Source organism: Deinococcus yavapaiensis KR-236 (assembly GCF_003217515.1).
Taxonomy (GTDB): domain Bacteria; phylum Deinococcota; class Deinococci; order Deinococcales; family Deinococcaceae; genus Deinococcus_A; species Deinococcus_A yavapaiensis.
This window is the reverse complement of record NZ_QJSX01000037.1, coordinates 1-2,781: the sequence shown is the minus strand read 5'-3', so window position 1 is coordinate 2,781 and position 2,781 is coordinate 1. Positions and strand designations below refer to the sequence as shown.

Below are 2,781 nucleotides of genomic sequence, written 5' to 3'. Positions count from 1 at the left end.
GTACGAGGTGCGGGCGGACATCTTCTTGGCGTTCACGCAGTTGGCGTGTTGCCTGATCACCTTCAAGCAGCACGCCAGGTTTTGTTAGGCGGTCTAAGAGCTGGCCGGTTATCTCTCCCCGGCGTGTCCCAAGGGGAGTCGTTGGTCGCAGTTGGTCGTCTAGCTCTGACGTGGCTCAAGAGCTGCAGTGGTGTACGCTGCTTGTGTTCGGCCGAACTGTGTTACGTCACTGACGAACACACCATTCCCCCGCCTTCACGGAGGCGGGGTCTGGCTTTTCACAACTTTTCGCAGGATCGAAGGGAAGTTATACGATTTTTACGTAACTCTCTCGGGAGTAGTGAAATCCTTCTCGCTTTAAGAAAACGCCATTCTCCGGTACAATAAGTGTAAGCCGCTGGTACGTTCGCGCCCGTCATAATGTGATAGGCGCTTTTCATTGATCAGATGCTGCCACCCGCGAAAAGGGGTGCGGCTCTTAAGGTTTGCCAAGGTAATCAATAGCTCGAGGTCGGGAAATAAAGTAGGAGGGGGCAATTCTTATTCTCCCTCTTAAAATCCAACGGGTTACCCCTGCCGGGAAACGTCGGGTAACAATGGGTACCACCCATGCGACTACCGCGTTCGGATCCTCACCAAAGGGTTACGCGGGCGTCACGCTTCTAGTTGAATGAGAAGTTGTAGATGACCTCAATCGGGTTGATGGAGCCGAGAGAAGTCTCGTACAAGCAAATCTTATAGGTGGGGTCTGGGCACGCCTCGCCAATCTCAACGGGATCATGGCCTTGCTTCGTGTAAATTAGCGGACCTATAGGAGAGAGGTCTTTTGGGTTCACCTCAAGACCTAAAGATTCGTGGCTGTCCAAGCGGCGTAAGAGGATCATCATCCCGAACTTCGTGGGCTTCACGCCACTAGCAACGATGGCTGGCTGTATCTCCATCTTCCTTGCCATTAAGACAGTCGCGCCGTATGTGAAATCTAGGTACCACCTGATGTACAGCCTCCCAGTCCGAATTTCGGATTTGGCCGTTGATGGCATACGTCCCGACAACTGTCCCTTCTTGTAATTGGTGAAGATCAAGAACAAGCTGTCAGCTTGATCCACGGCCACCATAGTTTTCTGTTTGTTGCTTTCAAAGTAAAAACGAGACTCGCTGAAAGCTTTGATGGTCGCTGTCCGAAAGCTAGGGGTGGTTGGGCCATGAAAGGCGAGAGCAACATTATCGATCTTCGCTGCAGGCGTGTAGCCCTTCGGATACTCGGAATTCGCCTGCGAAGTGGCACGCCCAACAAATAGCAGTGCAAGCCCGAGAAGTACGGCGAAGCAATGAACGAGCGCCATCTGACGCTTTTGCATACGCCAGAAATTGAATATGCAATGTCTCATCTTGGAATAGCTCCTTGTGGTAACGCTACCCCATCAACTGGGGGAATGTGGCGCAAAAGTAAACGGGGGCTGCGGAAATCAGCTCGACACTTCCATCACCGTTTGTACTTGGCAAGCAAAGCCAAGAACTCCATCATGACTTCGGCTGTCGACTCCAGCAGCGCTCTGCCCGGTAGTTCTTGACGCACAAGATGCCGCTCTGCTGGAACCAGCCTTCCTTCTCGGAGTCGTCGGCGGCCCAACTCGATGCGTAACCAAGACGTCTACGGTCGACTTCGCTCAGGGCCATTTGCCCAGCCTCACTGCTTCCTCGCAAGCCGCTCGCATCACTTGAACCTCTTGTGCGTTGAAGACATGGCCTTTAGCTGTTCCCACGTCCGTCACATTGTTGACGCAATCCTGCACCGCTGCTTTTCTCGGGTCGGACGCGCAACTCAAGAGCAGGACACAGCACGCCGCAAGGAGTGAGAAGCGCTTCATAGGGCTACCGTACCAACCCCCTGCACGTTGTTGGAGGCAAATGCGGTTTGAAGGGGGCCGCGAACGCAAACCATGCCCAACAGCGCACTGTTCGCGGCATGGCTGGAACAGGTGTCACACATTGAGCCGCCTGATCTAATTAGCCTTAGGTCAAGTAAAGACCACCATGCAAGATGCGGTCACGCCGATGTACAATTCTGCCATGACGGACCTCAATGTGCACGAAATCAAGATGACCGACCAAGGCCGCATCGTCGTGCCACAAAAACTCCGACGTGACCTTGATCTTGACGCGAGCACCCGACTCGTGATGTACCGAGACGGCGACCGCCTCATTCTCGAGCGCAAAGGCGACGCGCGCCAACGCCTCAGCACTCTCGCGAACCTGCTCGTAAATGACACGAACGAATCGACAGACGAACCTCGTGACCTTCCCGGCGAGGTCGAGCCATGACGACCGTGCTCGACGCGGGCACCCTGCGGCGCTGGCTGAAAGGCACCCTCGACGGTCGCGGCGACGCGAACGCTGACCGCACCCTCGTCATCCCAACTGTCGTGCTCGCCGACTTGCTCGCGCAACTCGCGACGGTCGGCGCGCGCCCCGATCACGTTCTACGCGACCTCACCATCGAGGGACTCGCCACGCTTGACCTCACCGCCGAAGACGCCGTTCGCATCGCCGAACTGCAACGCGATCCGCGCGTCCGCGCCCTCTCCCTGGCGGACCAGGCCAGCCTGGCACTCGCCGTTCGGCTTCGAGCGACCCTGGTCACCACGAATCCCGACTTGGCGGACGTGGACGTCGGCGTGCCCGTCCGGGTCGTCGCGTGACCCTCGACGTCTACCGCGGCGACCTCCTCGCGCGCGCCGCCACCTTCACGGCGTTGCACGACGACGAACTGCGCCGCCGCGC

At 57.0% G+C, this 2,781-nt stretch carries 3 protein-coding genes; 2 read left to right on the top strand and 1 reads right to left on the bottom strand.

The genetic code is table 11. The annotated features are described in order from the left end of the window. Positions 1 to 662 precede the first annotated feature (662 nt). A complete protein-coding gene (locus tag DES52_RS22340; RefSeq protein ID WP_110889043.1) occupies positions 663 to 1,358 on the bottom strand; it encodes a hypothetical protein in 696 nt (231 codons plus the stop codon). Between the two features lie 712 nt (positions 1,359 to 2,070). On the opposite strand from DES52_RS22340, the gene DES52_RS22335 reads away from it, so the two are divergent. Beyond that, complete coding sequence (locus tag DES52_RS22335) at positions 2,071 to 2,322, top strand: AbrB/MazE/SpoVT family DNA-binding domain-containing protein (protein ID WP_146237432.1); 252 nt, start codon at positions 2,071 to 2,073, stop codon at positions 2,320 to 2,322. After that, the gene (locus DES52_RS22330) at positions 2,319 to 2,699 is read left to right on the top strand and encodes a PIN domain-containing protein (RefSeq protein ID WP_110889041.1); all 381 of its coding nucleotides are present in this window, start codon (positions 2,319 to 2,321) and stop codon (positions 2,697 to 2,699) included. Before DES52_RS22335 ends, DES52_RS22330 begins: the two co-directional genes overlap by 4 nt. The last annotated feature ends 82 nt before the right edge of the window (positions 2,700 to 2,781 follow it).